Source organism: Collinsella sp. SGI.241 (genome assembly GCF_050312955.1).
Taxonomy (GTDB): Bacteria; Actinomycetota; Coriobacteriia; order Coriobacteriales; family Coriobacteriaceae; genus Collinsella.
On record NZ_JBNPKM010000005.1, the window covers coordinates 126038 to 152297 of the forward strand.

Here is a 26260-nt window from a genome sequence, read left to right on the forward strand (position 1 = left end):
CAAAGACTGTCCCAAACAACGAGCTATTGGGGACGTCCTTAAACGACTAGTCATGTAAGAACATCCCCAATGACTATGAAAGGTATCCATGGAAACGATCATCAACGTCGACGATGTCTCGTTCGCCTATGGCACGCAGGCCGAGCAGGCGCTTAGCCACGTTTCGCTCAGCGTGAACAAGGGAGATTTCATCGGCATCATCGGGCCTTCGGGTGCCGGCAAATCAACACTTACCGCCTGCCTGTCGGGCGCCGTGCCCCACCACTACAGCGGAACCTTCTTTGGCTCCGTGTTCGTTGACGGGCACGACACCTGCGAGGTCTCGCTCACCGACATATCGCAGATCGTCGGCAGCGTGCTGCAAGACATCGACACGCAGATGGTCGCCTCGGTCGTTGAGGACGAGATGCTTTTTGGCCTGGAGAACTTTGGCGTTCCGCATGACCAGATCGAGCAGCGCGTGAGCGAGACGCTTAAGGCCGTCGGCATTAGCGACCTGCGCGACCGCGAGATAGCCACCCTCTCGGGCGGCCAAAAGCAAAAGGTGGCCATCGCTGCCATCCTCGCCATGCGCCCGCGCGTGCTGGTGCTCGATGAGCCAACCGCGGCACTCGATCCCGTCAGCTCCACACTGGTTTTCGAAACGCTGCGCGAGGCAAACCGTAACCTCGGCATCACCATCGTCGTCGTTGAGCAAAAGGTCGCCCTGCTTTCGGAGTATTGCAACCGCGTGCTCGTGCTCAATCACGGCCAGATCGCGCTGCAAGGCGAGCCACATGAGGTCTTTGCGCACACCGACAAGCTCCGCGCCATCGGTGTCGATTGCCCGCGCGTCACGCGCATTTTCAACAGCCTCGAGGCCGATGGCCTGGCCAGTGGCACTCCCTGTTTAGATGTTGATGAGGCCGAGCGCCTGATTACGGGCATCGTCGACCCCGCTCATGCAAGCAGCGACATTCAGGCGCCCGCAGGCTCCCCGCACGCACCGTCGCTGCGCCCGCATGCGAGAGACGCCGAGCCGGTTCTCACGTTTGACCACGTTGAGTTTTCCTACCCCCATGGTGGCGCCGCCGTCCACGACCTCAACCTGACGCTCTATCCCGGCGAGCTCGTGGGCATTGTCGGCCAAAACGGAGCCGGCAAGACCACGCTCACCAAGCTGCTCACGGGTCTGCTTAGGCCTGCATCGGGCAGCGTGCGCGTTACGGGCTTGGACACGGTATCGGTTCCCACGAGCCGCATCGCACGCGAAGTCGCAACCCTATTCCAAAACCCCGACCGCCAGATTTGCAAGGACACCGTGCTCGACGAGGTCGCCTTTGGCCTGGAGCTTGCCGGCATCGACCGAGCCGAGGCCCTACGTCGCGCCCAGCTCGTCATCGACCGCTTTGGTCTGCCCGCCGACGAGGCGCCCTTCTCCCTTTCGCGCGGCCAACGCCAAATGGTGGCGCTCGCCTCCGTCGTGGTGGTCGAGCCCAAGATCGTGGTGCTCGACGAGCCCACGAGTGGCCTGGACTACCGCGAGTGCATGACCGTGATGGAAACGGTGCGCACCATGGCCGAGCGCGGCTGCGCCGTTATCATGGTCTGCCACGACATGGAAGTCGTCTCGGACTTTGCCGAGCGCATCGTGGTGATGGCCGACGGCCGCATCCTCGATCACGGCCGCACGCACGAGCTGTTCTCGAACATCGAGCTCATGCAGCGTGCCTATGTTGAACCGCCCCAGGTTATTGAACTCTCACGCCGTCTGGCATCTTCCGTCTCGCCCGCCTTTGCACAGGTGAGCGAGGTCACCGATATCGTTCGCATTACCGAGGAGATGGTCCGCCGTGGTTAATGTCATCGACTATATGCCGGGCGACACGCTGCTGCATCGTCTGAATCCCGTCATCAAACTGGGCCTAGCCGCCGCCATCATCATCGGCATCTTTTTGTCCGACACCTACGTGGCGCTGTTGGGATTTCTGGCGCTTACGCTCGCGCTGGGAGCCTACGCCGGCGTCGTCGACCGCCTGTTCTCGCTGCTCAAGCTGCTGATTCCGCTCGCACTCATCATGTTAGCGCTGCAGCTGGCCTTTATGCGCGATGGCAACGTGGTGTGGGGCTTCGTCACCGACGAAGGCCTCATCACCGGCTCGAAGGCCTGTCTGCGCCTGTTGGGCGTAGCGCTGCCACTCATCCTGATGCTCATGGTGACCAAGCTCAACGACCTTGCCAATGCCTGCGTGGAGGTGCTGCACGCGCCGTATCGCTATGCCTTCACCTTTACCACGGCGCTGCGCTTTGTGCCGGTGTTTGGCCAAGAGATGAATGCCATCATGGAGGCACAGACCGCACGCGGCGTCGAGTACGATACCAAGAATCCCATCAAGAAACTCAAGCTCATGCTGCCGCTGTGCGTGCCGCTATTGATCTCAAGCGTGGGCAAGACCGATGCCACCGCGCTTGCCGCCGAGCAGCGCGGCTTCTATCTGCGCACGCGTGCGAGCTCGTACAAGCGCTACCCCATCAAAGGCTTGGACATTGCCGTACTTATCGTCAGCATCGCCCTTATCGCCATCGGCTTCCTGTTCTAGCAATCGCTGGCAGCAACCGACAAATGCAAAAGGCCTCGGCTCGCACAAACGAGCCGAGGCCTTTACTGTTTTCCCAGATAAAACCTACCAAAATAAACCTGTCCCTTTTTGGCAGGTCGAGGGCTACAGGCGGTAGGGGGCGCCGCTGCGGATGATGGACTCGCGTACCAAAACGTCCATGGCGTCGAGGGTGATCTCGGGCATCTCGCGATACTTTTGCAGCACCGAAAGCTCCGTGCAGGCCAGAATGACGCGGTCGCAGCCGCTGCGGGCAAACTCCCACATCACGCGATCGAACTTGTCCATATCGGGCTCGCGTCCGGCCTTCACATCATCATAAATCAGCGACATTACATCGGCCTGGCGCTTCTCGCTGGGATAGACGACCTCGACGCCCGCGGCCTCGCACTCGCGCCCATAGACGCCTGCACCCACGGTGCCGTCGGTGCCCATGATGCCGATCTTGCGCACCGGCTCGGACGGCATGCTCAGGTTGGGGTCAAACTCGCACTCCCCCATCACCGCGCCCGCCAGGGCATAGCGCACCGACTCACGCGGCATGTGAATAATCGGCACCTTGGTAAACGACTGAATCTGATCGTAAAAGTAGTGCGACGTGTTGCAGGGAATGGCAATGTGCGCGCAGCCCAGCGTCTCGAGCGCCTGCGCGCATTCCTTCATGGTCGCCAGCAGCTCGGTATGGTCGCCGGTCTTAATGGCCAGCGTGCGGTCGGGCATGGTCGACTTAGAGAGCACCACCATGTCAATATGTTCCTGGTCGCGGGCAGCCGCCGTGTGACGCACCACCTGGTCGTAGTAATACGACGTGGCCTCGGCGCCCATACCGCCGATAACTCCCAGCTTTTCCATCGCCGCCTCCTTGGTGACGCTCGCACCATTGCGCGTATCATACCCGCGCCCGTCCGATACAAACCGGGCGGGCGCGACGTTCATCCTATTTGTAATACGTCTTAAACAGCTTAAAGTGACGCAGCTTGGTGTGCCACATGCGCAGCCAGCGGTTAAAGACAAAGTCGCCCTTCATAAACGAGGGGTCGGCGGCCTTACCCTCCTTGACCAGGCGATGCGCCTTAGCGCGTAGCTCGGGATCCTTAACGTATTTATCGACCACGCCCATGGGGACAACCATCCACAGCGCCTCGTCCTGCGCTGTCACAAACTCGGGCTCAAACGGGCGGTTGTACACATACTCGTCCACTACGTACTTGGCAACGTTAAAGCCACTGTTGGTGACGTAGTAGTTACTGCGGCCCTGACGAGTGTTGAAGTCGAAGAACTTAAACGAACCGTCGCGCTTGTCGTATTTGACGTCAAAGTTTGAGAAGCCCGTAAACTTGAGGTCCTCGAGCAACTTGCGCACGCCGCCCATGAGCTCGTCATTGGGCTCGGTGATGATGCAGGCGTGGTTGCCAACGCCGTGAGGCTGGTGCTCCTCGAGCAGCACGTGGCCCAGGCACATCATGCGCACCTTGCCGTTGCGGTCGGAATAGCTGGTAAGCACGCGCATGTACTCGTCGTTGCCGGGCACGCGATCCTGCAGGATCAGATCATCGGTGTAGCCACTCGCATATACATCGCGAATGACCTGCTCCAGCTCGGCGCGATCGGCGATCTCGTAGGCCTTCTTCTGGCCCTCGAACTCATGCTCCCACCACATGATGCCGTCGGAAGGCTTCAGAATCATCGGGAAGGGAAAATCGATCTGGTCGAGCACCTCGGCAGGAGCCTCGCCCTGGGCGTTGAGCATGGCCATGGTAAAGGTAAACGTATGCGGATAGGGAACACCGTGCTTCTCGCACAGCTCGTAGAAGATTTCCTTCTTCTGGCACTGTTCGAGCATGCTGTAGGGCGCATAGGGCGCGATGACGTTTGAGGCGAGCTCGCCGGCGTCCTGAGCCTGTGCGGCAAGCGCGACATAGTTGTCGCCGCAGCCCATGAGAATAATCTTCTTATCGGGATTGGCCTGCGCGACACCGTTAATGGTCTCGATCATGACCGGCATGGTGTCGATATCAACATTGGGCGTGTAGTCGATAATCTGGCTGCGGTACGCAGGACCGGTCTGGTACTTGCCAAAGACCAGGCTCTTGACCTGATACTCCTCGTAAAAGGCGCGCGCCACCGAATAGGCGTTGATGTCGCCGCCGAGCAGCACGGGGATAAACTCGCGCTCTGTAAACTGCAATGCCATGGAAACTTCCTATCTAGAACTGCCCACGACGGGCGGTCTTTATGCAACCCGTTTATTTTAGCGTGCCGGACCGTTTCCTCCTAAAGCTCCACTGTATCTATGACAATCAACGCAATTATCCAGCATGAAGGCCGCACTCACCGCCGTATGACCAACGGCAATGAACCCACCGTTGTTGTAGGGTTCAGCATATTGATACCCCCGAGTGAAAGGCGCACGCGTGCTCCAGGACCTTCCAATCGATAACCCCATCCTCGATGCCGCAAAACGCGAGTTGGCGCAGCGCGCAAGCGACTGCTCCTCTGCGCACCGCAAACGACGCTTACGACGGTGCCGCCTACATCACCTCCATCAATACATCGGCGCACAAAGGCACGCGCAAGACGCCCGTCGCCGGCGGACACGATACCGCCATCGAGCAGTTTGGCCTCGTCTCCGATGCCCACGCCGGGGACAACATCAGGGTAATCAAACTCGGCGACGGCACCTGTTCGTTCACCCCCGCCCAGGCGCTCAACGAAGTAGGGCAAGCTCGCCGCAATGGGACCTTATAGCCACAAACCCCAACGTTGAGATAGCTTTCACAGTCCAAAGCCCGTCCCAAACAGGCCCCCGTAACGTTAAAGTTGAACTCTATGGTTTCTCAACAATTCACCATTCCCGCAGGTCAAGGCCAAAGTCTCAAGTTCAACTTGACCCTTTAAAACCTTTAAGGTTCAAGTTGAGGTCGAAAGCAGTAGTAGAATACCTGAGGAACAATAACCTACGATTGATTGCAGAGGGACTGGATGCAGCATTCGAATCATCGCACCGCAGCGCTCATCGCGTCGAAGCCGGCTCGTATCATCACGAGCGCCGCGCTCGCCGTTGCGTTGACGGCCACGCCGATGCTCTCCCCCGTCGCGGCGTATGCCGCCTCGCAGGCAACGCAGGATCAGCTTGCCGCCGCCCAGCAGAAGATCGAAGCCGCCACGAGCGCCTACAACGATGCCCGCACCAAGCTCGGCGATCTGCAGAAGCAGATTGACGCCAACGAGGCAAGTATCGAAAAGATCGAGGCGAAGCTTCCCGATCAGCAGGAAAAGGCATGCACCGCCATGCGCGATCTGTACAAGTACCAGAAGGGCACCAACCCCATCGTGAGCTTCCTGGTCAACGCACAGAGCCTGGGTGAATTCATCACGACCTGCAAATACACCAACCAGATCACAAGCTCGAGCGTCGACGAGATCGAAGAGCTCAATAACATGCAAACCGAACTCGAGCAGAACAAGGCCGAGCTCCAGCAGGCCAAGTCTCAGCTTGAGGCAGAGCAGAAAAACGCCGAGGATGCGCTGGCGCAGGCCCAGCAGCTCCGCAGCGAGGCACAGGCAAAAGCCGAGCAGGAAAATGCCGCCGAGCTTGCCAAGCTTGAGGCCGATAAGGCCGCTGCCGCCGAGAAGCTCTCGGGCGAGGGCGTGAGCGGCAGCAATTCCAGCAGCCAGGCCACCAACGCCAACACCACCATCGACACCACGGTGAACAACGCCAACACCGGTAGTTCCGATTACGATTCGTTCATTAATGAGTGGACGAGCCGCATCGACAATTACCTCGCCGGCTCCCCTATGGCAGGCCAGGGCTATAACTTTGCCGTCGCCGCTTGGAATACCGGTGTCGACCCCCGTTGGTCCCCCGCCATCGCCTGCATCGAGAGCACCAAGGGTGCTTATTGCGCCAATTCTTACAACGCCTGGGGCTGGAGTGCACGTGGCGGCGGTTGGCGCAGCTTTGGCAGCTGGAGCGAGGGCATCTTCGCTCACGTTGCCTATCTGGGCGCCAACTACGGCTCCACCCTTACCCCGGCTGCGGCCAAAAAGTACTGCCCACCCACGTGGCAGGACTGGTACAACAAAGTCGCCGCTCAGATGAACCGCATCTAAGTGCAACTGCAAAGGGCCCCAATGGGGCCCTTTTCTATTAGGTAGCGGAGGTATCGACGACGCCGGTCGCATTGGCAACCGCGACTATGACGATCATGCATAGGAGCAGCACACCCAATGCCTTGAGCCAGAGTTTCGCGAGTTTCTTGCCGCGATAACTGTCGAGCAGTGCGAATCGCCGACGTAGACGGCGCTTATCGAGCACCGCAAAATGCGTAAGCGCCATAAGGCCATCGACAAAGAAAAAATACTCGATTATGAGAAGCCACGTCGGGTAGCTTTGGTTTGCTCCCGTGGGTTGAAAGACGGCAAAGTGACTTCCGGCAAAGAACACAAGCAGCGAGAAGCAGACGAGCGTATTCCAAATGCGCCCCAGGGACTCCGGAACGCGAGAGAGCAGACCGCATGCAGCGGAGGTGGCAGGCCTAGGAAGCCTTGCGGGGTTCTGGAGCCCTTGGGGCGTCAACAACGTCTCCGAGGCCGGAGTACGGACAGGCGCAGGCGCAGGAGGCCGCACGGGGCGACTCAGATCGTATGCCGCGCGCGTCGCCCGTCCCAACGCTTCCGCACTCGCAAAGCGCTTGGCCGGATCGAGCGCCATCGCCATGCAAACGACATCGGCAAGTGGAGTGGGAATGCCGCGCACCTCGCATTGCTCGCGCATGTCGAGCCCTGGTTTAGGGTCGACTCCCGTCAAGCAGAAGAACAGCAGGGCACCGAGTGCGTAGACGTCGCTTCGCACGCTCGTCTGTCCAAACCCATACTGCTCGGGCGGCGCATAGGGCCGTGTCCCAAACTTGACAGTATCGGCATCGGCGCCATCGCGCCACACGCGCGCGATCCCCAAGTCGATAATCACCAGCGATGAAAACGTCAGGCCGTCATCAGGCGTATAGTTGGCACCTGTCACGATGATATTCGACGGCTTGAGGTCGCGATGGATCACCGGCGCCGAAGCCTCCCCCGCCATTGCAAAACCGGCATGGAGCTCGCCCACGGCGTCGCAAAGGACAGGATACAATTCACGCGCATAATCGGGAGCGGATCCCAGACGGTCCACCAGTGCCCCGAGTGTCTCCCCTTCTATATATTCCATAACCACGTTGAGCTCGTCGCCCGCACGACGACAATCGACGATTCTGGGCAGGTGCTCAAAACGCCTGCCTGCCCGCTGAGCGGCAAACAGACGCTCGTATGCCCCGCCGATTTGAGCCGAAGCATCGATGCGTTTACGGACAAAGGGACCGAGCGAACCACCGCCGGTTCCTTCAAAGTACACGAGCTCGGTTGTTTCAACGGACGAGCGCTTAAGTACACGCTCCACGCGATAGCTGTCGTCGCGATCGAGCGACGCCAGGTGCTCGGCAAGCGCTGCGGTCAGCTCGTCATTGGAATATGTTGGGGTCTGAGTATCCATAGCCTCCATCATAGCGCAGGGCGCAGACACCCCATGGCATCCGCGCCCCGTTCGTTTGCATCGTTGTTCGACAGCTCCGCCGGCTCAGATATCAGCGGCTAATTCACCGTCTCCTCGCCAAAGCGATACAGCTCCTCGTTGACCTTTTGGAGGCTGCACCCGCGATCGATGCAAAAGATGATAATCGCATCGCGGCGGTCCTTGCAGTTAAGGACGCTTACCCCGGCAGCCGTCAGCGCACGGTTGGTCTCTTTGAGCGTCAGCGCCATCGCAAAGGCAATCTGCAGCACCTTATTGCGACTCGGATGACGCGCACCGGTAAAGATCTGATAGCCAAAGGTCTCATTGAGATCGGCCATACGAACCACGCGCGAGCGCTCCAAGCCCTTTTCCTGCAGTAGCTGCTTCAGGTAATCCGAAAGCGACGGGGCGGCAAAGTCGTGCTCCCTGATATAGCCATCGATGTTCGGCGCATCGAGAAGCTCATTGAGCAACTCCTCAGTCAGCTTTTTATCGGGCATACGACTTCACCTCCCATCCGGCGCAACGGTAGCGACATGCTAGGCCAGCACCCAGCTTGCAGTGGCAGACTTATCAAACATGTTGGCAAAATACAGTGCCTTCTTGATATCGCCATCAAAGTAGATATTGCCCGCCACGGAGCCACCGGCGGAAAGGGTACCAGACTGCAGCTCATCGGAGCCCTCGCTGTAGTAACCCTGATTCTGTTGGGCGCCGTTGGCGTCCTCGCCCTTCCAGTCGTAGACATTGTAATCTGCGCCCTCATCGCCATTGTTGACGTACGTGACGTGAATGCCCGTCATGGTCGAACCGTCATAATTTGTAAGGCCGGGCTGGACGGAATCGACAACGACGGAAAGACCGGCAGCTGTGGTCACCGTCGTGCCAACCGCCAGGTCAGTCGTAGGCTGCTCTTCCTTCTTCGCCTCTTCCTTCTTGTCGCCATCGCCAGCGTCCTCGGTGACGGTCGCCTTATCGCTACCACAACCGGCAAGAAGACCGGCAGTCCCCAAGGCGACGGTGGCGAATGCGCCAAGTGCAGCGCGACGGCTCAGCAGCACTTCGTTTTCGAGCTTTTTCATTATGCATCCTTCCTACGATCCGGCTACCGCGCCGGTACACAGCACATCGTAGGAAGGATTAAACTTGAATTCATTAGCTGAGAGCTAAGGCCGCGGTAAACGGCCAATGCAGTTATCCAAACGCCGGGCAAACGCACTTTGCGCGACCGTCTGCTGGCAGTGCATCAACCCGCACCCGCACCCACCAGGACTATATATGGCAGACTGTCGGCGTCGTTCCATCGTCACCCCAAGCCAAGCAATCGTTTGTAGACATCGAGGCCCTTGAGTAGGATTTCCTCGTCAAAGAGCATGGTATCGGTGTGAAGGGCGCTCATCGCATAAGCTGGGCAGCCGTCTGCGTCGATCGGGTTTTCTTGACCCTCCGGCACGCCCGTGCCCAGCAAGAAGAACACGCCCGGCAGATGGCGCTGATAGAACGCAAAGTCCTCGGCAATTAACAGCGGCTCCTCCACAAGCTGCAGGCCGGGCAAGACAGGCGTGACGCTGGCAAACAACTCGGGGTCGTTGTCGACCGGCGGATAGCCCTCGGCAAAGTCGAGATCGTACGTGCAGCCCGTTGCGGCACAGGCATCGTCCAGCACGCGGCGCACGCCTTCGCGCGCCCGGTCGAACATGTCGTCCGTAAACACACGCAGGCTTCCGGCCACATGGGCCTCCCCCGCCACCGCGTTGCAAACCGTACCGGCCTGCAGCAGACCAAACTTGCCGATACAGGGCTCGTCGGTGCCCAGCTCGTCCATCAGCTCGCGCTCGGCAACCAAAAACTTCGCTGCCGCCAACGCGGCATCGTGCGACTCCTCGACCGGCACGCCATAGGTCTTAGCAATATGGATGCTCGTACCGTGAATATAGATATGCGTCTCGCTCGAACGCGCCAGCAGCGGACCGGAACAGCTCGCCAACGCGCCGGCAGGCAGATCGGGCCACACATGGAAGCCAAAAATGCGGTCGGCCCCATAGCGCTCGAACACGCCGCTCTCGCATACCGTCTTGGCACCACCGGTCGTTTCCTCGGCCGGCTGGAACACAAAGAGCACGTTGCGCCTCATGGCGCCCGGCTGCTCGCGAATCGTACGGTCGACATACGTCGCGGCGGCAAGTGCCATGGCCATGTGACCGTCATGTCCGCAAGCGTGCATCTTGCCGGGATGGGTCGAGGCAAAGGCCGCCCCTGTCGCCTCCTCAATGGGCAGCGCATCCATATCGGCGCGAATCGCCGTGGCATGCGCGGCATCAACGCCGGCGTCGAAGAAAGCGCAGACGCAGCTGGGGCACGGATGGGTCACTTCGCAGGTGAGCGGTGCCAGCACGCCCTCGATATAGGCAATGGTTTGCGGAAGATCGAAATCGAGCTCCGGAATGCGATGGAGATCGCGCCGATAGCGACGGAGTTCTTGGAGCTCGGTCATAGAGGATCCCTTCGTGAGGCACATCTGTTGCAACTTATTGTGATACAGGATTGTGGCGCACATGTTTCCAGCATATCCCTGCATTTTTTAAACGTTATATACGAATACTCTTGTTTGGTAAAGTGCAACGTGATAGGGTCTTTACCACTTGATAGAGGCGCGGGCACGAAGAGCCGCGGGCGAGCCGGCAGGCTTTGACCCCGCGGGGAGGCGAAACCCGCCGAACTGGGTTTTTCGGGCACGAACAACCTGGTGGGCCTGTGGGAAACACCCACAGGACTGTCTGCAGCAATGCGGGAGCGCTATCCGGACATTGGGTCCACGCTATGCGGATTCGATGCGCAGATGGCGCCGTCTGGATAGCGAGGTTTACGGGACATGGCATTGACCCCCAACGAGGCATATGCGGCCAAGCAGCCGTTTGTGGACAAGGAGACGCTCGAGCATATCGTCGAGCAGTTCCCCACGCCGTTTCATCTATACGACGAGGCGGGCATCCGCCGCAACATGCAAGAGGTGCGCGACGCCTTTGCGTGGAACCCGGGCTTTAAGGAATACTTTGCCGTCAAGGCCAACCCCAACCCGGCACTCATCTCCATTCTCAACGAATACGGCTGCGGCTGCGATTGCTCGAGCTATACCGAGCTCATGATCGCCCGCTCTCTGGGTATCACGGGACACGACATCATGTTCTCGTCCAACGACACGCCGGCTGCGGACTTTGAGCTCGCCGACAAGCTGGGTGCCATCGTCAACTTTGACGACATCAGCCACATCGAGTTCTTTGAGCGTGTTGCGGGACCCATCCCCAAGACGGTCAGCTGCCGCTTTAATCCGGGCGGCCTGTTCCAGCTCTCCAACGGCATCATGGACAACCCCGGCGACTCCAAATACGGCATGACCACCGAGCAACTCTTCGAGGCCTTCCGTATGCTCAAGACCAAGGGTGCCGAGGACTTTGGCATCCACGCCTTCCTTGCCAGCAACACCGTCACCAACGACTACTACCCCAAGCTCGCGCGCATCCTCTTTGAGCTTGCCGTGCGCCTGGAGCGCGAGACCGGCGCACACGTCGCCTTCATCAATCTATCCGGCGGCGTCGGCATCCCCTACCTGCCCGAGCAGCAGGCCAACGACATTCACGCCATCGGCGAGGGAGTGCACGCGGCATACGACGAGATCCTGGTCCCCGCAGGCATGGGCGATGTGGCAATCTACACCGAGATGGGCCGCTTTATGATGGGCCCCTACGGCTGCCTGGTCACCAAGGCCATCCACGAGAAGCAGATCTACAAGGACTATATCGGTGTCGATGCAAGCGCCGTCGATTTGATCCGCCCCGCCATGTATGGTGCCTACCACCACATTACGGTGATGGGTCAGCCGGGCGGCGCCGACAAGGGCACAGCGCCCGTCACGAACACCTATGACATCACGGGCAATCTGTGCGAGAACAACGACAAGTTCGCCATCGATCGCGAGCTACCGCATATCGACATGGGCGACCTGCTTGTAATCCACGATACCGGTGCGCATGGCTACTCCATGGGCTACAACTACAACGGACGGCTGCGCTCCGCCGAGGTCCTGCTGCGCCCCGATGGCGCGGCCGACCTCATCCGCCGCGCCGAGCGCCCGGGCGATTACTTTGCCACGCTCGACGTGCTGCCGTGCGGCCGAGAACTGTTGGCCAAGTCGCGCGCCGAAAGTGCCCGCCGCCGCGCCCAAGACGAGCGCCTGGCAGTCGCCGCCCAATGGAACAAGCGCATCCAGATCGCCGAAGCGAAGGAGAAGAACATGGACATCCGCAATCTCGAGGGCTCAATCGTCGCCCTGGTTACGCCGTTTAAAAAGGACGGCAGTGTCGACTTTGATGCGCTCGAGCGCCTTATCGATTTCCACCTGCAAAATGGCACCGACGCCATCCTCGCCCTGGGCACCACCGGCGAGAGCGCCACGATGACCGACGACGAGGACAACTCCGTTGTCGCCGCGGTGGTCAAGCAAGTTGCAGGACGCGTCCCCGTCATCGCCGGCTCGGGCTCCAACTCCACGCAGACCATGCTCACCAAGTCGCTCACTTACCAGGGCTTGGGAGCCGACGGCCTGCTGCTCATTACCCCCTACTACAACAAATCCAACGAAGAGGGTATCTACCAGCACTTTAAGACCGTCGCCGATGCCGTAGACATCCCCTGCATCCTGTACAACATCCCCGGCCGCTGTGGCTGCGGCATCAGCGAGCGCAACGTGGAGCGCTTGGCCGCGCACCCCAACATCATGGGTATTAAGGAAGCCTCGGGCAACGTCGCCTACGCTGCCAAGATCGCCCACCTGCTGTCCGACGACTTCCGCATGTACTCGGGCGAGGACGCGCTCACCGTGCCGCTCATGAGCCTGGGTGCTTCGGGCACCATCAGCGTGTGGGCCGACGTGCAGCCGCAGCTCGTACATGACATGTGCCGCGCCTATCTGGACGGTGACGTGGCACGTGCCCGCGATATCCAGATTGCCGGCCAGCCGCTCATCAATGCCCTCTTTAGTGAGGTCAACCCCATCCCCGTCAAGGAAGCGCTCGCCCAGATGGGTATGATCGAGGCAAACTACCGCATGCCGCTGTGCCCCATGGCAGACGACACGCGCTCCGCACTTACCGATGCTCTGAAGGGAGCTGGTCTGCTTGATTAAGACCGTCATTATGGGAACGGGCCGCATGGGCTCGCTCATCCGCACTACCGCCGAGGGTATTGTCGACGCTGCCGGAGAGCCCGTTTTTGACATCGTCGCCCAGATCGGCTTCGACTTGTCAGAGCTCGAGAACGCTCCGGCGGCCGACGTCATCATCGACTTCTCGAACGTTGCGACCTTCGACGCCGTCGTCGCCTATGTCGAGCGCACGGGCGCGGCGTTGGTCTCGGGCACCACAGGCTATACGTCCGAGCAGATGGATCGCCTGCGCGAGCTGGGTCAGTGCACCCGCGTCATGCACTCCGGCAATTACTCCATCGGTATCGCAGCCCTGCGTCATCTGGTGGCACAGGCCACGCGAGAGCTGCCCGGCTTTGACTGCGAAATCGTCGAGACGCACCACAACCAAAAGGTCGACGCCCCTAGCGGCACTGCCAAGTTGTTGCTCGACGCCGTCGTCGAAGCCGAGCCCGAGGCAGGCTACCACCCCGTCTATGGCCGCGAGGGCATGTGCGGAGCGCGCGACCCCAAGGAGATCGGCGTGCACTCGCTGCGCGGTGGCACTGTCGCCGGCGTGCACGAAGTGAGTTTCTTTGGCCAGGACGAGGAGGTCACGCTCGCGCATCGCGCCACGAGTCGTCAGATCTTTGTCAACGGCGCCTTGGCAGCCGCGCAGAAGCTCGTCACCCGCGAGCCCGGCTTCTATACGTTCGACCAGGTCATGTTTGCCTAACCAGGTATCAACCGGATCCACCCAAAGGAGAGACCGCAAATGAGCAACGCAGCCGAAATGGATGCACAGGAGATTATCAACTATATCGCCACCGCGCCCAAGAAGACGCCCGTCAAGCTGTACGTGCGCGAAAAGCCGGGCATGAAGGTCCAGTGGGGCAGTGCGCATGTCTATGGCGGCCGCCGTGGCAAGACTGTATTTGGCGACTGGGATGAGCTCAAGGCAATCCTCGACGCCAACGTCGATTCCATCGACTACTACGATGTGGAGAACGACTGCCGCAACTCCGCCGTGCCCATGCTCGACCTCAAGGGCATCAACGCCCGCATCGAGCCGGGTGCGATCATCCGCGACCGCGTCGAGATCGGCGACCGTGCCGTCATCATGATGGGCGCCATCATCAACATCGGCTCCGTCATTGGCGAAGGCTCCATGATCGATATGGGCGCCGTGCTGGGCGGTCGCGCCACCGTGGGCAAGAACTGCCACATCGGCGCCGGCACCGTGCTGGCAGGCGTCGTGGAGCCCGCCAGCGCCACCCCCGTCATCATCGAGGACGACGTTATGATCGGCGCCAATGCTGTGGTCCTGGAAGGCGTGCGCGTGGGCAAGGGTGCTGTCGTTGCCGCCGGCGCCGTGTGCGTCGAGGACGTCCCCGCCGGCGCCGTCGTGGCCGGTGTCCCCGCTCGCGTTATCAAGATGCGCGACGAGAAGACCGACAGCAAGACCGGTCTCGAGGAAGGCCTGCGCCAGCTGTAGGGTTACGCGGTTTTACCAAACCGCGTAACGGCTCGACGCTCCAAACGACCCAGAGCGGCAATCTGACGTTCAATTGTCGGGCATGGCCAGAAGGTCAATGCCCTCCTCTTTCACGTCACCTTGCTCGCTCTGGGTCGTTTTCGCTGACTTATGCTCAACCTGCAGTGCAATTCAGCCCCAAGCAAAAAAGGCCGAAACCCCATCCAGGGCTTCGGCCTTTGCTTTCCCGCTGTAGGCGCAACGCAACCTATCGATTCTCGATGCTGCCGATGTTTTTGAGCTCGATGGAGATGAGGCCGTTGGGCTCGTTGACAAACTCGATGTACTCGGAGTTCGAACCCATCTCGACCGGGAAGCTGATCTCGATGCCCGTGTCGGTACGAATCTTGTGATTGCGTACGGCCGCGCGCTCGACTTGCTTGCGCTCCACGGGCACGCGCTCGGGCACCTTCTCCTCGGTCAGCGCCGCACGCACGCTCTCCTTGATGACCGGCTCGTCCTCAAAGACCTCATCGACGATATCCCAAGGCGGCAGCTCCTCGTCGTCTTCAACCTTCTCGGCAACGGCGGCTTTGACCTTGGCGAGCGCTACGGCCGTGTTGGCGCCGTGCTCCTCGGCGACCTCCTCGACCACGCGCGTCACCGTGTCGATGACCTCCTTACCCGAAACCCCCGTGTCGCACTGCAGCAAGCCGTCGGGAATGAGCATGCGATCCTCGCCGGCAATCTTGCGCTTCTTATCCACATAGCCGATCTCCATGGTGCTTGCACGCACGATGGCATAGCTCGGCACCTTTTGCGAGGGGTTTGGCAAAATGGCGTAGTGGCGCGCGATGTCGTTACGAACCTCGCCCTCTTCGCGACCCACCTCGTGCATGAATGCCTGCTTGGAGCCCAGCAGCATCACGGCAAACCAGCGGGCATCTTCATCATCGTCAAAGTCCGCCACAAGCACGTCAGTGGACTCGGCTTTCTCGGCCTTGGTGAGTTCGGAAGAGATGAACTCCGCAATCTGCTGAGACAAGTCCACGAACTCACGCTCACCAAAGAAATAGCCCTTGAGCTCGCCGCCAAACGCAGAGTTCTCCGCAAACGTGGCGCGCTTATTGTCGGCCGAGGTACGTGCGCGGCGCAGATGCGTGGTCACAAAGCTGCGCACGGTACGGCTTTCGATATCCAGCTCGCGCTGGCTCATGACGTTGACGGCAGAGTCAAAGTCCAGGATATGCAGAATCGCGTGATTGATTTTCATATACGGCATTCCGTTCTAGATCGCTTTTGGCACGAACCAGTATAGCGGTCGAGTCCGCCCCAGGCGCATCGAAGATTGATGCAAAGCGACCTGTTCCCAATGCATCAAAAAGGCGTCCGGGTCACATGGGCCCGGACGCCTTCGTTGTAGCTTTTCGCTCTAGCGAGCTTGATTTAGCAGGAAAAGTCGACGCTGTCGATAATGTCCTTGAGGGCCTTTGCGGAGACAGTGAGCTCATGCTGCTCGTCATCGTTCAGCGGCACGGGAACGCGGCAGACGACACCGTCGCGACCAACGACCGTCGGCATGGAGATGGCCAGATCGGACAGGCCGTACTCGCCCACCATGAGCGAGGAGACGGGCAGAACGGTCTGCTCGTCACGCATGACGGCAGTGCAGATGCGCTTTACTGCCATAGCGACACCGTAGTAGGTGGCGTGCTTCTTCTCGATGATGGTGTAGGCGGAGTTCTTGACGTCCTCGGCAATGCGCTTCTCGGCAGCCTCATGCTCCAGGTGGCCATGAAGCTCGCAGAAGGTGTTCAGCGGCACGCCGGCAACCTGAGCGCTGGACCAGGCGACAAACTCGGAGTCGCCGTGCTCGCCCATGACATAGGCCTGAACGTCGCGCGGGTCAACCTCGACGTGGGCGCCGAGCATTTGCTGTAGACGGCCGGTGTCGAGCACGGTGCCGGAGCCGATGACATGGCCCTCGGGCAGACCGGACATCCTGATGGCGGCGTAGGTCAGAACGTCGACCGGGTTGGAGACGATGAGCAGAATGCCGTCGAAGCCAGACTTCTTAATCTCGGGAATAATGGACTTAAAGATGCTGACGTTCTTGTTGACCAGGTCCAGGCGGGTCTCACCGGGCTTCTGAGCAGCGCCAGCGGTGACGACGATCATGGCGGCGTCGGCGACATCAGAATAATCGCCGGCGTAGATCTTCATCGGCTCGGCAAACGTCATGCCGTGCGCAATATCCAGGGCCTCGCCCTCGGCGCGGTTCTTGTCCACGTCGATGAGAACCATCTCGGAGAACAGACCACTCTGCATCAGCGCGAACGCCGAAGACGAACCGACGAAACCGCAGCCGACAATAGCGACCTTCTTCTCGTTAACCATTAGAAACTCCCATCTCTCTCCACAAACAAGCCGCCCGGGAACGACCCGAACGGCTTGCCGTAATCCCAATACATCCAATCGGGACTTTGATTATGCTCCTATACGCAGCCAAAAATCGACCGTTTACCGAAATTGTTTGCAGGATTCGTAAAATAACTGCACGAAATCGGTTTCGAGCTATTGACGAGCCCGAATAGTCTTCTAATACAGGCCCGCCTCGCGGATGGCCTCGACAGCCAGAGCGATCTGATCGGGCGGCAGGACCAGCGCCATGCGCACGTGCCCCTCGCCCGAAGGGCCAAAGCTCGCGCCCGGCGTCACCACAACGCCGGCCTTCTCCATAAGCTCCTCGCAAAACGCCATGGAATCGGTGCGACCACCGGGAAGCTTGGCCCACACAAACATAGAGCCATGCGCGTTGGGACGCTCCCAGCCCAGGTCCTCAAGACCGTCGCACAGGGCATCGCGGCGCTCCTGGTACTTCAGACGTTGCGCCTCGACCTCATCGCGCGGACCATTGAGGCAGGCGATGGCGGCCTTCTGAATCGGGAAGAACATGCCAAAGTCGATCTGGCTGCGCAGCTTGGCAAAGGCAGAGACCACATCCTCACGGCCGACCAAAAAGCCGATGCGCGCACCGGTGACGTTAAACGACTTGGAAAGCGAGAAGAATTCCACGCCCACCTCGAGTGCGCCGGGATACTGCAAGAAGCTGCCGCCGGGCTCGCCGTCAAACACGATGTCGGAGTACGCGTTGTCATGGACGATCAGCAGGTCGTGCTCGCGGGCGAAGGCGATAATCTCCTCGTAGACCTCGGGCGTGCCCACCGAGCCCACCGGGTTGGCGGGCAACGACACGATCATGTACTTGGCACGATCGGCCACCTCGGGATCGATGCCCGCCACATAGGGCAGGTAATTGTGCTCCGCCACCAGCGGATAGTACTCGAGCTTGGCGTCGGCGATCTTGGCGCCCGCCTCAAAGACCGGATAGCACGGATCGGGAACCAGAATGGTGTCACCCGGATCGAGCAGGGCCAGGCCCAAATGACCCACGCCCTCCTGCGTGCCGTTGCACGACTGCACCATGGACGGCGTAATGCCCGAAACGCCAAAGCGACGCTCATAGTAATCGCACACGGCCTGCTTAAGCTCGGGCAGGTCGCGCAGGGAATACTTCCACATCTCGGGATTTTGGGCGGCCTGCGTGAGCGCCTCGACCACGTGGTCGTACGGCTTAAAGTCGGGCGTGCCCACGCTCATGTTGTAAATGGTCTTGCCCTGAGCCTTCAGCGCAAGAAGTTTGTTGTTGAGCGAGGCGAAGACCTCCGCGCCAAAGCGGTCGAGACGCTGCGATGCCTGCATGGTGCCACCTTTCGATATAAAAAATACGGCGCTCCGACAAGAGCGCCGCGCGATACGGGCCATCAGATTGCAAAAGTGTAACGCTTGCAACCCCCGTATTGGTTCAATTTAGCCAACCTTAGTCAATTGGATTGAGCGCGTCGATCCGCGCAAGCCACAGACGCGAGCTGGCGTCACTCGGCATACGCCAATCGCCGCGCGGGCTGAGCGTCACCGAGCCCACCTTGGGACCATCGGGCAGACAGCTGCGCTTAAACTGCTGGGCAAAGAAGCGACGATAGAACGTACGCAACCACGTGTGGACGGTCTTGGCGTCATAGACACCCTCAAAGCTCTTGAGCGCCATACGGTAGATCTTGCCCGGCTCAAAGCCAAAACGCAGCAGGTAATAGAGGAAGTAATCGTGCAGCTCGTACGGGCCCACCAAATCCTCGGTCTTCTGCGCAATCTCACCGTCGCCCGTGGGCGGCAGAAGCTCGGGGGACACCGGCGTATCGAGGATATCGAGCAAGACCTCGGCAATACGCCCGCCAAAGACATCGGCGGCATAACGTACCAGATGGCGCACAAGCGTCTTGGGCACGCTCGCGTTGACGGCGTACATGCTCATGTGGTCGCCGTTATAGGTAGCCCAGCCGAGCGCCAGCTCTGACAGGTCGCCCGTGCCGATGACAAAACCGCCGGCCTGGTTGGCCAGATCCATCAGAATCTGCGTACGCTCGCGGGCCTGGCTGTTCTCGTAGGTCACGTCTTGGACGGCCGGATCATGCTCAATGTCCTTGAAGTGCTGCTCCACGGCCGTGTGGATCGAAACCTCGCGGAAGCTCACGCCCAGGTCGCGAGCGAGCGACTCGGCATTGGACTTGGTGCGACGCGTCGTGCCAAAGCCGGGCATGGACACGGCTGTGATACCCGTGCGCGGCAGTCCCAGTGCATCGAAGGCACGCACGGTCACAAGCAGTGCCAGCGTGGAATCCAGGCCGCCCGAAAGACCAATGACTGCAGCCTTGGTACCCGTATGGGCAAGGCGAGTCTTGAGGCCGGCAGTCTGCAGATTGAGGATCGTCTCGCAGCGCCCGGCCAGGTCACCATGGTCGGCCGGCACAAAGGGCGCGCGGGGGAAGACACGGTCGATGTCGAGCGCATCGCGCAGGACAGGTTCTTCGGCCAGCACGCCCTCAAACGAAAACTCAACGGCTGTGGCCTCCGGCGCATCGTCCGCGCGCGTCCACGTGGTCGAACGACGACGCTCGGCAACCAGACGGTCGAGGTCAACGTCGGCCACCGCCATATCGCAGGTGAGGAGCTTCGTGGCGGCGAGCTTCGAACCGTTTTCGTAGACGAGGTTCTCGCCCGCAAAGACCATATCGGTCGTGGACTCGCCCTCGCTCGCGTCCGCGTAGGCATAGGCACAGTACAGGCGCGCACTCTGATTGGAGATGAGGCTGCGGCGATAGTCTGCCTTACCGATAATCTCGTCCGAGGCCGACGGATTGAGGATCACCGTCGCACCGGCAAGCGCCATCTCGGTCGAAGGGGGCGCCGGCACCCACAGGTCCTCGCAGACCTCAATACCGAGTACCAAATCCTCGGCGCCCTCATCACAGCAGCGGTAGACAAGCCCCGAACCCAGCGGAACCGGACCCTGACCGGCAAACTCAACCCACACGGAATCGGCGGGCGCCGGAGCAAACCAACGGCGCTCATAGAACTCGCCATAGTTGGGCAGATACTTCTTGGCCGTGAGGCCCAAAAGCTCGCCCGCGCAGCACACGGCGGCACAGTTGTAGATATTCTCGGCCACCGCAACGGGAAGACCGATGGTAAAGACAATCGGCAGCTCGCGGGTTTCATCGAGAATATGTGCCAGTGCGGTCTCGCAGGTATGCAGTAATGTGCGGTTATGGAACAGATCAGCCGCGGTATAGCCGCACAGATTAAGCTCGGGCAGTGCCAGAGCACGGACACCGCGCTCGACCGCCTCGCGAACAGCCGCCAGCGCAACCTCGGCATTGCCCTCGACATCGGCCACGCGAATTCGCGGCGAGGCCGCCGCCACACGCAAAAAGCCATCAGACTGAGAAAGGTGAAGATTCATAAGAATGCTCCCGTGCGTAGACGCCATTCACAACAATTAGCAAGCCCTATTGTAGTTCAACCGCCGGGTGTAACCGCATCCCACCAATTTGGTGAGCTATTGATGAGTTGATGGTATCTGTTAAATGTCACGTACGATTCACATCTGGTGGGTACCCTGATGGCTACACGAAACGAAGCAGATTTACACCGGGAGGGCCCCGTATGACAACCAAGTACACCGACGCGCCGCGCACGCGCGTCATGACACCGGCCGCGCTCAACAACGGCGTTCACGAAAACCATTCCATCGGACAGACCATGGCCATCGCGCCCAAAAAGGGCCTGTTCGACGACATTTCCATTCCCCAAATCATCGCCGGCGCCGCAGCTGCCGCCACGAGCGTCGCACTTGCTTCCAAGATCGGCATCGCCGGATCGGTGATCGGTGCCGCCGTGAGCTCGGTCATCACCGTTGTGTCCTCGCAGGTCTACCGCCACTTTATCTCTGCCAGCGCCGAAGCCCTCAAAGGTACGCACGCCGCCGTCGACTACCCTGCCGGCGCCTATGAGCCCGTTGACCTTAATGCCGAGGAGCACCTGGGCGGCGCCGCGACTACGCAGGAGATGCGCCAGGTTGCGGGGCGCGCGACCACGGCGCGCGTCGCCCCCAACAGTCTGCGTGCCAAGGCGGCGGCAGAGCGCAGCCAGACGCAAAAGAAGGTCATCGTCTTCTCGATCGCCATCGCCATCGTCGCGGTCATCGCCTGCGCCGGCGCCATCCTTATCACCACCGCCGGTGAAGGTCTGGGCGAGCGCCCCGAGTCAATCCTTTCGTCGCGCACGACCGAGCACGACGCGGATAGCTCCGGTCAATCGCAAAGCCAGCAGGACGACTCGCAGGACACCTCCGCATCCACCGACTCGTCCTCGAACACCCCCGATCAATCGCAGGGCGCCGATTCCTCTGTGAACAACAGCGGCACGCAATCCGGCACGACTGACTCAAGCCAAACGACCGACGGCTCTCAACCGAGCACGGGCGACCAGGCAAACGGCAATACATCGGGCACAAGCTCCACCGACAACAGCAACACCAATAGCTCGAACAGTTCGAACAGTTCGAGCGGATCCGCGTCCGGCACGCCATCTGACAGCTCGAGCCAAGGCACGGCATCGGGCAACTAAGCACGTTTGCCTCTCATAGATAACCGACCTGCATAACGGGCGCGAACCGGCAACGGTCGCGCCCGTTTGCCTTGGGCGACGAGATGGCAAGCCCCATGCGATGGTAAGATGCTTTGGTGTGTATAGAGGAGATTTGCCATGAGCAAGACAATAGTTAAGCCCGCACTATCGCTGGGCAACCACATCTATCTGTATCGCCTGCTGCGCGACGCGATTGGGTGCGGCAAGCAAACGTTTATGACGCAGGTCGAGGAGGCGCTCGCCGCTGGTGACATGGCCGCTTATGACCTGGGCTTCGAGTCCACGCGCGAGCTGCTCGAGGAGCTCGACGACTGCATTAAGCTGACCGTCTTTAAGGGCGGCCGTCTGTATGCCACCGTCATCGCCAACGAAGCCTGGGATGCCGCCCTTGCCAAGGGCGAGGACAAGCCCAAGGCTGCCAAGGGAGCCAAGCAGTCCTACAAAAAGAAAAAGCGCGGCGAGAAGGACCTCAAGGCCGTGCGTCCCAAGCACGTTAAGCGTCCCGAGCCCGAGCCCGTGGCCGAAGCCGTACCGGAACCCGAGCCCGAGACAGAGATCGAAGTCGCTATTGAGGTAACAGCAGGAGCCGAAACCGAAATCGCCGCCACGACCGATCCCGAAGTCATATCAGAGCAGGAAGCCACTGCGGAGCTCGACGAGGCTCCCAAGTCGACAACCGAAGAAGCCGCCAACCAACCCGAGACGTCTGCGTTCCAAAACAGCGATGTCTTTGGCGACGAGGCCGAGGACGATCAGTCCGACGAGCCCGACGATCAAGACGCTACCGAGTCGACGCCAGAGCCCGAGACGCCGCAGCCCGCCATCTCGCTCACGGTCGTCTATGACCCCGAGAACGCAAACGCCGGCATCACCACCATGGCCTCCACGCCAGCCGAGGCAAAGCCATCTGTCGAGGCAGAGAATGCCCCGCGAGCCGATACCAAAACCGAGACCGCAGACACGTCCGTCTCTGTGGAACCGACGGATTTCGCAGTTAAGCCGGAAACAGCGCCTGAGCCTGCCATCGAGTCCGCATCCGCATCTGCCTGTGACCAGATTCCCGCACCTGCACCGGCTCCGCTCCCCGTTGCAGTACCTGTCACCACACCCGCAGCACCGACCATCCCCGAGGACTTCCCCGTCGATTTCACAACCGAGGTCTTCTGTCCCGGCCCATTGCTACACCAGCTGTCGACCTATCTCCCCTACGGCGCCGACACGCTCGGCATCGTCGGCGAGTACTACTGGATCGCCCGCGAGCGCGGTACCATCGAGGCCGCGCGAAACCGCGCAAGCTTCCCCCTGCGCTACACGCAGGCCGGCGAGCGCCACGAAGTCACCGTGCGCATCCGCCGCAACACCACCGGCGGCCTCGGCGCCACCTGGACTATCGATAAAGTCGAGCCTTCTACCAAGTAAAAAAGGGACGATAACCCTCAAGGTTATCGTCCCTTTCTCGTTAGGTCACCTGAGCTCGACTAATCACGCGTCAGCTTGCGGTGAATACGATGCGGCTGGGCTGCGTCCTCACCCAGGCGCTCGATGCGGTTGGCCTGATAGGCCTCGAAGTTGCCCTCAAACCAATACCAGTTGCCCGGATTCTCGTCGGTGCCCTCCCACGCCAGAATGTGCGTGGCGACGCGGTCCAGGAACATACGGTCGTGGCTAATGACCACCGAGCAGCCCGGGAACTCGAGCAGCGCCGCTTCGAGCGAGGACAGCGTCTCGACGTCGAGGTCGTTCGTGGGCTCGTCGAGGAGCAGCAGGTTGCCGCCCTGCTTGAGCGTAAGCGCCAAGTTCAGACGGTTGCGCTCGCCACCGGAAAGTACGCCAGCGCGCTTCTGCTGGTCCTGGCCCTTAAAGCCAAAGCTCGCCACGTACGCGCGGCTGGGAACCTCGGTCTCGCCGACCATCATGTGGTCCAGGCCATCCGAGACGACCTCCCACAGGTTCTTGTCGGGGTCGATGCCGGAGCGGTTCTGGTCGACGTAAGAAATCTTGACGGTCTCGCCCACCTCGAGCTCGCCCGAAGTCAGCGGCTCCAGGCCCACGATGGTCTTGAACAGCGTGGTCTTGCCCACACCGTTGGGGCCGATGACGCCCACGATGCCGTTGCGCGGCAGGGTGAACGATAGGTCGTCGATGAGCACGCGACCGTCGAACTCCTTGTGCAGGTGATGGGCCTCGAGCACCTTGTTGCCCAGACGTGGGCCCACAGGGATGCGGATATCGGTCCAGTCGAGCTTCTGGCTTGCGCGGGCCTCGGCCTCCATCTCCTCATAGCGAGCCAGACGGGCCTTGTTCTTGGCCTGACGGGCCTTGGGGCTGGAGCGTACCCACTCGAGCTCGGCCTCCATGCGCTTAGCGAGCTTGGCGTCGCGGTTACCCTGAGCCTCGATACGCGCGGCCTTGGTCTCCAGATACGTGGAGTAGTTGCCCTTGTAGGGATAGAGGTGACCACGGTCGACCTCGCAGATCCACTCGGCAACGTTATCCAGGAAGTAGCGATCGTGTGTGACGGCAAGCACCGCGCCCTGGTAGTTGTGCAGGAAGTGCTCGAGCCACAGGATCGACTCGGCGTCCAGATGGTTGGTGGGCTCATCGAGCAGCAGCAGGTCGGGAGCTTCGAGCAGCAGCTTGCACAGGGCCACGCGACGGCGCTCGCCGCCGGAAAGCACGTTGACCGGCATGTCGGAATCGGGCAGCTGCAGGGCATCCATAGCCTGGCCGAGTTTGGAATCGATATCCCAGCCATCGGCGGCATCGATTTCGTCCTGGAGCTTGCCCATCTCGGCCATGAGGGCGTCCATGTCACAGTCCGGGTCGCACATCTCCTCACCGATCTTATTGAAGCGATCGACCTTGGCGATCATGTCGCCAAATGCCATGCGCACGTTCTCGATGACGGTCTTGTCGTCGTCGAGCGGCGGCTCCTGCTGCAGGATACCCACGGTGTAGCCAGGGGTAAGTCTGGCATCGCCGTTGGAGACCTCTTCGATGCCGGCCATGATCTTGAGCAGGGTCGACTTGCCCATACCATTGGGGCCCACGACGCCGATCTTGGCACCGGGGTAGAAACTCAGGGTCACGTCGTCAAGGATCACCTTGTCGCCATGAGCCTTGCGAGCCTGATACATCTGGTAGATAAACTCCGCCATTTACCTGTTTTATCCTTTCTACCTGCTGTTTCCCTATTCTTGTTTCGCTTTAGTGGAAACGAGATGAGAAAACCAGCTCTAAAACGTAACGAAAAAGGGGCACGGTTGCCCATACCCCCTAATACTACCTGGGAAAAGTCCCCCGGAACATACTATGAACTGCGTACGCTAGTTTTCCGCAACCTTAACGAGCGGCTCGCTGCGATTTGCGCCACAGCAGATACGAGTAGACGTAGACGACTCCGACCGAACCAAACGCCAGAACCGCAATCACCGCGGCGACAACTTCACTTGAAAGCACGCTACCCGCAACGCCCATCACAATCAGACCAACACCCAGCACCATAAAGCAGGCACCGCCAAAGCGCTGCGTACGGCGCCAGTTCTCGGGATCGGCAAGCGCCCAGGGCGTCTTGATACCGAGCGTATAGTTCTGCTTCACACGCGGCAAGTAGTTGCCTACGCCAATGAACAGCAAACCGACAGCACCAGAAATCAGCGCGTTGACCGAACCGACCGCCGGCACCACGCCCCAGACCGTAAGCTCTCCCAGCCAGCTTATGGCGCACATGAACAGGGTGAAGGCGATTACGAAGCCCTGATAGAACTTGCCCGAGGTTCGATATGCCTCACCTTTGGGATCGATGCGCGGCACCACGCAGAACATTGCGAGAAGCACCAGGGGCAGCACGCCGAGCGCGGAGGCCTTCCAGCTGGGACCCCAACCGTCAACGCCGTTCGCGCCCCAGTGTGTGGGAATCTGCGCAGGTAAGCTCGGCATCACCATAAGGTGCGCTACGATATTGGCGACGCACAGAGCGACCAGCGCGATCCACACGCGTGGCGATACCCCCGTGGCGTGAATGCCCTTGTTTTCGTTATTCATCCTTATCACCTTCAGTGTTTGTAAAGCCCATAAACCAACCGATCAAGTCCTGCATGACGGTAGTGTTTAAGCTGTAAACGATGTTTTGGCCATGACGTTCGTCGGTCACCAACCCGGCGTTTTTGAGCGTCGCCAAATGATGGCTCAACGATGGCTTGCTGATGTCAAAATGCTCGGCAAGCTCCCCGGCCGTGCGGTCGCCCTCGCGTAGTAGTTCCAAAATGCGCCGCCGCGTAGGATCGGCCAGCGCTTTAAAACCCTCTCCCGGCATAGGACCTCCTCTCAGTATTTCGTTCGACGCGCACACTATACTCGATATTTAAATGTTTGTCTAATTATCTAATCTTATACTCAAAAAAAAATAG

Annotated in this window: 22 protein-coding genes and 1 riboswitch; of the genes, 9 read left to right on the top strand and 13 right to left on the bottom strand. The window is 60.2% G+C overall.

Translation table 11 applies throughout. The features are described 5' to 3' along the window. The first annotated feature begins 88 nt into the window (after positions 1-88). Both ACQQ92_RS03755 and ACQQ92_RS03760 read left to right on the top strand, forming a co-directional pair. The gene (locus tag ACQQ92_RS03755) at positions 89-1840 is read left to right on the top strand and encodes an ABC transporter ATP-binding protein (RefSeq protein ID WP_427795822.1); all 1752 of its coding nucleotides are present in this window, start codon (positions 89-91) and stop codon (positions 1838-1840) included. After that, entirely contained in the window at positions 1833-2579 is a 747-nt protein-coding gene (locus ACQQ92_RS03760) for an energy-coupling factor transporter transmembrane component T family protein (protein ID WP_427795823.1), read from the top strand. The genes ACQQ92_RS03755 and ACQQ92_RS03760 overlap by 8 nt, the downstream gene beginning before the upstream one ends. A 123-nt stretch (positions 2580-2702) precedes the next feature. Here the strand turns inward: ACQQ92_RS03760 and ACQQ92_RS03765 are convergent, their stop codons facing one another. Both ACQQ92_RS03765 and ACQQ92_RS03770 read right to left on the bottom strand, forming a co-directional pair. Further along, positions 2703-3449, bottom strand: coding sequence for an aspartate/glutamate racemase family protein (locus tag ACQQ92_RS03765; protein ID WP_427718469.1), 747 nt, complete (start codon positions 3447-3449; stop codon positions 2703-2705). 85 nt (positions 3450-3534) lie between these two features. Then, entirely contained in the window at positions 3535-4791 is a 1257-nt protein-coding gene (locus ACQQ92_RS03770) for an ATP-grasp domain-containing protein (protein WP_427795824.1), read from the bottom strand. A 257-nt stretch (positions 4792-5048) separates the two neighbouring features. Here ACQQ92_RS03770 and ACQQ92_RS03775 point away from each other — a divergent pair, with 257 nt between their 5' ends. Further along, positions 5049-5345, top strand: a complete 297-nt coding sequence (locus tag ACQQ92_RS03775; protein WP_427795825.1) for a hypothetical protein — start codon at positions 5049-5051, stop codon at positions 5343-5345. Between the two features lie 234 nt (positions 5346-5579). Further along, complete coding sequence (locus ACQQ92_RS03780; RefSeq protein WP_427718477.1) at positions 5580-6713, top strand: coiled-coil domain-containing protein; 1134 nt, start codon at positions 5580-5582, stop codon at positions 6711-6713. Between the two features lie 37 nt (positions 6714-6750). On the opposite strand, the gene ACQQ92_RS03785 is transcribed toward ACQQ92_RS03780, so the two are convergent. The 4 genes from ACQQ92_RS03785 to ACQQ92_RS03800 all read right to left on the bottom strand — a co-directional run bounded on the left by ACQQ92_RS03785 (position 6751) and on the right by ACQQ92_RS03800 (position 10645). Beyond that, positions 6751-8130, bottom strand: coding sequence for a serine/threonine protein kinase (locus ACQQ92_RS03785; protein WP_427795826.1), 1380 nt, complete (start codon positions 8128-8130; stop codon positions 6751-6753). 98 nt (positions 8131-8228) lie between these two features. Then, complete coding sequence (locus ACQQ92_RS03790) at positions 8229-8651, bottom strand: XRE family transcriptional regulator (protein WP_154517313.1); 423 nt, start codon at positions 8649-8651, stop codon at positions 8229-8231. 39 nt (positions 8652-8690) lie between these two features. Continuing rightward, positions 8691-9233, bottom strand: a complete 543-nt coding sequence (locus ACQQ92_RS03795; protein WP_427795827.1) for a DUF4352 domain-containing protein — start codon at positions 9231-9233, stop codon at positions 8691-8693. A 224-nt stretch (positions 9234-9457) separates the two neighbouring features. After that, the gene (locus tag ACQQ92_RS03800; RefSeq protein ID WP_427795828.1) at positions 9458-10645 is read right to left on the bottom strand and encodes an N-acetyldiaminopimelate deacetylase; all 1188 of its coding nucleotides are present in this window, start codon (positions 10643-10645) and stop codon (positions 9458-9460) included. Positions 10646-10789: 144 nt separating this feature from the next. Further along, positions 10790-10958: riboswitch (Lysine riboswitch) on the top strand. A gap of 65 nt (positions 10959-11023) precedes the next feature. On the opposite strand from ACQQ92_RS03800, the gene dapA reads away from it, so the two are divergent. The 3 genes from dapA to dapD are packed head-to-tail and all read left to right on the top strand — an operon-like array spanning position 11024 to position 14825. Further along, positions 11024-13333, top strand: a complete 2310-nt coding sequence (gene dapA / locus ACQQ92_RS03805) for a 4-hydroxy-tetrahydrodipicolinate synthase (protein ID WP_427718484.1) — start codon at positions 11024-11026, stop codon at positions 13331-13333. Next, positions 13326-14066, top strand: coding sequence for a 4-hydroxy-tetrahydrodipicolinate reductase (dapB, locus tag ACQQ92_RS03810; protein WP_427795829.1), 741 nt, complete (start codon positions 13326-13328; stop codon positions 14064-14066). The genes dapA and dapB overlap by 8 nt, the downstream gene beginning before the upstream one ends. A 39-nt stretch (positions 14067-14105) precedes the next feature. After that, on the top strand, positions 14106-14825 hold the full coding sequence (dapD, locus tag ACQQ92_RS03815; RefSeq protein ID WP_427747945.1) for a 2,3,4,5-tetrahydropyridine-2,6-dicarboxylate N-acetyltransferase: 720 nt from the start codon (positions 14106-14108) through the stop codon (positions 14823-14825). Between the two features lie 247 nt (positions 14826-15072). On the opposite strand, the gene ACQQ92_RS03820 is transcribed toward dapD, so the two are convergent. The 4 genes from ACQQ92_RS03820 to ACQQ92_RS03835 all read right to left on the bottom strand — a co-directional run bounded on the left by ACQQ92_RS03820 (position 15073) and on the right by ACQQ92_RS03835 (position 20664). Beyond that, on the bottom strand, positions 15073-16077 hold the full coding sequence (locus ACQQ92_RS03820) for a nucleoid-associated protein (protein ID WP_427747947.1): 1005 nt from the start codon (positions 16075-16077) through the stop codon (positions 15073-15075). 173 nt (positions 16078-16250) lie between these two features. Next, on the bottom strand, positions 16251-17201 hold the full coding sequence (locus tag ACQQ92_RS03825; RefSeq protein ID WP_427793888.1) for an L-lactate dehydrogenase: 951 nt from the start codon (positions 17199-17201) through the stop codon (positions 16251-16253). 201 nt (positions 17202-17402) lie between these two features. Next, the gene (locus tag ACQQ92_RS03830; RefSeq protein ID WP_154517336.1) at positions 17403-18566 is read right to left on the bottom strand and encodes a pyridoxal phosphate-dependent aminotransferase; all 1164 of its coding nucleotides are present in this window, start codon (positions 18564-18566) and stop codon (positions 17403-17405) included. A gap of 118 nt (positions 18567-18684) precedes the next feature. Continuing rightward, on the bottom strand, positions 18685-20664 hold the full coding sequence (locus ACQQ92_RS03835; RefSeq protein WP_427794857.1) for an NAD(+) synthase: 1980 nt from the start codon (positions 20662-20664) through the stop codon (positions 18685-18687). Between the two features lie 203 nt (positions 20665-20867). Here ACQQ92_RS03835 and ACQQ92_RS03840 point away from each other — a divergent pair, with 203 nt between their 5' ends. Both ACQQ92_RS03840 and ACQQ92_RS03845 read left to right on the top strand, forming a co-directional pair. After that, on the top strand, positions 20868-21830 hold the full coding sequence (locus ACQQ92_RS03840) for a hypothetical protein (protein WP_427794856.1): 963 nt from the start codon (positions 20868-20870) through the stop codon (positions 21828-21830). A gap of 138 nt (positions 21831-21968) precedes the next feature. Next, entirely contained in the window at positions 21969-23270 is a 1302-nt protein-coding gene (locus ACQQ92_RS03845; protein ID WP_427795830.1) for a hypothetical protein, read from the top strand. Between the two features lie 59 nt (positions 23271-23329). Here ACQQ92_RS03845 and ettA read toward each other — a convergent pair whose 3' ends face one another. The 3 genes from ettA to ACQQ92_RS03860 form a co-directional block, all read right to left on the bottom strand. Next, a complete protein-coding gene (gene ettA / locus ACQQ92_RS03850) occupies positions 23330-25009 on the bottom strand; it encodes an energy-dependent translational throttle protein EttA (protein ID WP_055251458.1) in 1680 nt (559 codons plus the stop codon). 184 nt (positions 25010-25193) lie between these two features. Next, positions 25194-25895, bottom strand: a complete 702-nt coding sequence (locus ACQQ92_RS03855) for an SdpI family protein (protein ID WP_427727826.1) — start codon at positions 25893-25895, stop codon at positions 25194-25196. Continuing rightward, positions 25888-26166, bottom strand: a complete 279-nt coding sequence (locus ACQQ92_RS03860) for an autorepressor SdpR family transcription factor (protein WP_154517353.1) — start codon at positions 26164-26166, stop codon at positions 25888-25890. The genes ACQQ92_RS03855 and ACQQ92_RS03860 overlap by 8 nt, the downstream gene beginning before the upstream one ends. Between the last annotated feature and the right edge of the window lie 94 nt (positions 26167-26260).

Coding starts and splice junctions, on each gene's coding strand:
- ACQQ92_RS03780 (WP_427718477.1), top strand. CDS start 5,580: ATGCAGCATTCGAATCATCGCACCGCAGCGCTCATCGCGTCGAAGCCG.
- ACQQ92_RS03755 (WP_427795822.1), top strand. CDS start 89: ATGGAAACGATCATCAACGTCGACGATGTCTCGTTCGCCTATGGCACG.
- ACQQ92_RS03825 (WP_427793888.1), bottom strand. CDS start 17,201: ATGGTTAACGAGAAGAAGGTCGCTATTGTCGGCTGCGGTTTCGTCGGT.
- ACQQ92_RS03770 (WP_427795824.1), bottom strand. CDS start 4,791: ATGGCATTGCAGTTTACAGAGCGCGAGTTTATCCCCGTGCTGCTCGGC.
- ACQQ92_RS03820 (WP_427747947.1), bottom strand. CDS start 16,077: ATGAAAATCAATCACGCGATTCTGCATATCCTGGACTTTGACTCTGCC.
- dapA (WP_427718484.1), top strand. CDS start 11,024: ATGGCATTGACCCCCAACGAGGCATATGCGGCCAAGCAGCCGTTTGTG.
- dapD (WP_427747945.1), top strand. CDS start 14,106: ATGAGCAACGCAGCCGAAATGGATGCACAGGAGATTATCAACTATATC.
- ACQQ92_RS03790 (WP_154517313.1), bottom strand. CDS start 8,651: ATGCCCGATAAAAAGCTGACTGAGGAGTTGCTCAATGAGCTTCTCGAT.
- ACQQ92_RS03855 (WP_427727826.1), bottom strand. CDS start 25,895: ATGAATAACGAAAACAAGGGCATTCACGCCACGGGGGTATCGCCACGC.
- ACQQ92_RS03795 (WP_427795827.1), bottom strand. CDS start 9,233: ATGAAAAAGCTCGAAAACGAAGTGCTGCTGAGCCGTCGCGCTGCACTT.
- ACQQ92_RS03860 (WP_154517353.1), bottom strand. CDS start 26,166: ATGCCGGGAGAGGGTTTTAAAGCGCTGGCCGATCCTACGCGGCGGCGC.
- ettA (WP_055251458.1), bottom strand. CDS start 25,009: ATGGCGGAGTTTATCTACCAGATGTATCAGGCTCGCAAGGCTCATGGC.
- ACQQ92_RS03840 (WP_427794856.1), top strand. CDS start 20,868: ATGACAACCAAGTACACCGACGCGCCGCGCACGCGCGTCATGACACCG.
- ACQQ92_RS03765 (WP_427718469.1), bottom strand. CDS start 3,449: ATGGAAAAGCTGGGAGTTATCGGCGGTATGGGCGCCGAGGCCACGTCG.
- ACQQ92_RS03785 (WP_427795826.1), bottom strand. CDS start 8,130: ATGGATACTCAGACCCCAACATATTCCAATGACGAGCTGACCGCAGCG.
- ACQQ92_RS03775 (WP_427795825.1), top strand. CDS start 5,049: ATGCCGCAAAACGCGAGTTGGCGCAGCGCGCAAGCGACTGCTCCTCTG.
- ACQQ92_RS03835 (WP_427794857.1), bottom strand. CDS start 20,664: ATGAATCTTCACCTTTCTCAGTCTGATGGCTTTTTGCGTGTGGCGGCG.
- ACQQ92_RS03845 (WP_427795830.1), top strand. CDS start 21,969: ATGAGCAAGACAATAGTTAAGCCCGCACTATCGCTGGGCAACCACATC.
- ACQQ92_RS03830 (WP_154517336.1), bottom strand. CDS start 18,566: ATGCAGGCATCGCAGCGTCTCGACCGCTTTGGCGCGGAGGTCTTCGCC.
- ACQQ92_RS03800 (WP_427795828.1), bottom strand. CDS start 10,645: ATGACCGAGCTCCAAGAACTCCGTCGCTATCGGCGCGATCTCCATCGC.